The organism is Pseudomonas sp. (assembly GCF_035277045.1).
Taxonomy (GTDB): domain Bacteria; phylum Pseudomonadota; class Gammaproteobacteria; order Pseudomonadales; family Pseudomonadaceae; genus Aquipseudomonas.
Genome location: NZ_DATELE010000083.1, coordinates 1 through 3,141, shown reverse-complemented (window position 1 = coordinate 3,141; position 3,141 = coordinate 1). Strand labels below are relative to the sequence as shown.

Annotated in this window: 2 protein-coding genes and 2 pseudogenes; 2 read left to right on the top strand and 2 right to left on the bottom strand. The window is 63.7% G+C overall.

Annotated features, from left to right (window positions below; genetic code table 11):
- Positions 1–1,389 (bottom strand): annotated as a pseudogene (locus VJS90_RS03380) (TonB-dependent siderophore receptor); the annotation flags it as partial.
- Between VJS90_RS03380 and VJS90_RS21810 the strand changes: the two are divergent.
- Together VJS90_RS21810 and VJS90_RS03370 are read left to right on the top strand one after the other, a co-directional pair.
- Positions 1,361–1,701 (top strand): annotated as a pseudogene (locus VJS90_RS21810) (SNF2-related protein); the annotation flags it as partial. The pseudogenes VJS90_RS03380 and VJS90_RS21810 overlap by 29 nt on opposite strands.
- 93 nt (positions 1,702–1,794) lie before the next feature.
- On the top strand, positions 1,795–2,295 hold the full coding sequence (locus VJS90_RS03370; protein ID WP_414704892.1) for a DEAD/DEAH box helicase: 501 nt from the start codon (positions 1,795–1,797) through the stop codon (positions 2,293–2,295).
- A 281-nt stretch (positions 2,296–2,576) separates the two neighbouring features.
- Here the strand turns inward: VJS90_RS03370 and VJS90_RS03365 are convergent.
- The coding region (locus tag VJS90_RS03365; protein WP_324119099.1) for a GntR family transcriptional regulator at positions 2,577–3,141 on the bottom strand (565 nt) is incomplete at its 5' end.

Here is a 3,141-nt window from a genome sequence, read left to right as displayed (position 1 = left end):
GACGCCGCCACCGATCCTCAGCTTTTCCAGCGGCCCCTGCAGGCGATACATCGTCGAAAGCTTGAACAGATGCTCCGGCTGGTCCGAGTTGAAAGGCTGGTGCTCGTTCGCCGCGGTCTGATCCTTTACGTACCGCGCTCGGGTGTAGGTGTATCCTGCCCCGATCTGCCAGTGCTCGGTCAACGCGCCCTGCAGCTCCACATCCAGCCCCTGGCTGCGCACCAGGCCCGAGGCGTCATAGCATGTCAGCTCCCGGCAACCCTGCTGGTTGTCTGCGCGGCTGGCGCGGTTTTTCTGGTCGATCTGGAACACCGCCAGACTGGCATTCAGCGCCCCGTCGAAGTACTCGCCCTTGATGCCCACTTCGTAGTTTTCGCCAACGATAGGCTCAAGCACCTTGCCGGACGTGTCCTTCGACGTTTGCGGGGTGAAGATATCGGTGTAGCTGGCGTAGACCGAATAGGTGTCGTCCAGGTCGTAGATCAGCCCTGCGTAACGGGTGACATTGCGCGTGACCTTGTAGTCCCCCTCCCCCGTGCGATTGTCATATTCGTACCAGTCCAGGCGCCCGCCGAGAATGAGTGTCAGCGGCTCGGCCAGGCTCAGCCGTGTAGTCAGGTAGACCCCATCCTGGGTGGTCACCTCATGGCTGGTGCCGCTGCGCACGAAGTCAGGCTTTGGCGCGCCGATCGGCCAGGCTGTTGTGTAAGGGCTGTAGTTTTTGGTCGTCATGTCGTACACACGCTTGCTCGCGCCAACCACCACCTCATGGTTACGCCCGAAGGCCTCGATCGGCCCGCTGGCGAACACGTCGTGGGCGGTCTGGTCTTCCTCGTGCCGGGCCTGGTAGGCCGTGGTTTCCAACGGACCCTTGTAACGCGACAGGTAGGTGCCCGAGAACTCCGCATCCTGCATGGCCTTCGAGGCGGAGAGCTGCAGCTTCCAGTCATTGGCGAACCGATGGTTCAGCTCACCGTACACGGTGTTGATCGCCTGCTCCTTGTTCTCCCAGTCGGTGCCTGGGTAGGTGGAGCGCGACAGGTTCAGGTGATGACCATTGGTGCCGATCGGCAGGCCGCCCCAGAACAGATTGGTCTGGTCCTCCTGGCGCGAAAAGGCCAGCGCGGCGGTGGTGTCCTCGCCCAGGTCCGCCTCGGTGATCGCGTAGAACAGCCCGTGATCATGTTCCTCCTTGTCGCGGAACGTGTTCGCATCCTGATACGACCCCACCACCCGCCCACGCAGCGTGCCGCTCTCGTTCAGCGGGCTCGATGCATCGATTTCGCCACGGTAGTCATCCCAGCTTCCCGCCGCGCCGGTCAACGTGACCTGCTGCTCGGCCAACGGCCGCTTGCGCACCATGTTGATCGCCGCCACCGGCACTCCGCTGGAGAATCATCTGGGTGAGCTGTGGAACCTGTTTCGCTTCATCAACCCCGGGCTGCTGGGCAGCCAGGAGCGGTTTGACAATCGCTTCGCCACGCCTGTCGAGCAGGGTATGCGGCCGCACGGCGTGCGCTTAAGGCTCTGATCCAGCCTTTCATCCTGCGTCGCCTGAAGCGCCAGGTGCTTGACGAATTGCCGGCGCGTACCGAAATCACCTGCAAAGTGCCCCTTTCCGACGATGAGGCGCACCAGTACGAAGCCCTGCGCCAGCAGGCTGTGGCCAACCTTTCGCAGATCAGCCCTGGCGAGGCCAGGTCCCTGCAGGTACTGACAGAAATTACCCGCCTGCGCCGCTTCTGCTGCCACCCTTCACTGGTCCTCCCCGGCTCGACGCTGGCGGGCAGCAAGTTGCAAGCCTTCATCGAGATCGTCGATGAGCTGCTGGAAAACGGTCACAAGGCCTTGGTCTTCAGCCAGTTCGTCGATCACCTGAGCATTGTGCGGGCCAGGCTCGACGAGCGAGGCGTGGCCTACCAGTACCTCGACGGCGCCACGCCCGTGAAAGAGCGGCAGAACCGGGTCCATGCTTTCCAGGCCGGGGTCGGGGATATCTTCCTGATCAGCCTCAAGGCCGGAGGCACCGGCCTTAACCTGACCGCCGCCGATTACGTGATCCATCTCGATCCCTGGTGGAATCCGGCGGTCGAGGATCAGGCCAGCGACCGTGCCCACCGCCTGGGCCAGCAGCGTCCGGTGACCATCTACCGGTTGGTCACCGAACACAGCATCGAGGAGCAGATCGTTGCATTGCATGAACGCAAGCGCGCGTTGGCCGACAGCTTGCTTGAGGGGGGTGAAATGAGCGCCAAGCTGGATGCGGATGCGTTGTTGAAGCTGCTTCAGGGGTAAGGGATGTGGGTTGCGCAGGGGCCCAAATCTAACAGGCGCTGCACGTGGAAGCTGAGTCCATTCGGTGCTCCCTGCCGCTACCGCACAACACGGAAATCCTGCGCCCCGGCGAGGGCTCCGCCCTCGAATCGCGGCACAAGGTACGCTCCCACAGGGCCCGGCGATGCCGGGCCGAGAGGTATGAGTAACCAGGTTGAAGACAGTTGCTACCACAAATGCCCTAGGTACGCCGGGCAGGGCATTGATAACCGAGCTGGCCGTGCCAGCTCCTGGTCAAGGCGCTAGCCCACGGCTTGCTGTACCTCGATCGCCGCCTTGATCGACTTCGCCGCATCCTCGATATCCGACACCAGCGCCCTCTTGGCCGCCTCGCCATCGCGGGCGCGAACGCCGGCGATGATCGCGGCATGCAGCGCATGCCCGGTGCGCGACAGCACCTGGCTGCGCACCACGTTCATCAGCGGCCCGTAGCGCATCCACAGCGACTCGATCACGTCGATGAGGTCTTCGTTGCCACAGTTGCGATACACCAGGAAGTGAAACTGCTGGTTCAGGCGCAGGTAGGGCTTGCGGTCATCGACCAGCACGGCCTGGTCCATCTGCCGGTTGATGGCGTCCAGTTGATCGGCCAGCTCGGCACCGCCGGCACGGGCCACGGCCAGCGCGGTGGCCTCGCCTTCAAGCAGCAGTCGCAGTGGCAGCAAGGCCTCCAGCCGTGCACGGGTGGCTTCGGGAACCCGCAGGGAGCGGCGCGGCAATGCCTCCATGGCGCGCGCCACCACCAGGCGGTTCATGGCCTCGCGGATCGGCATCTGGCTGGTGCCGAATGCCTCGGCGAGCAGCGGC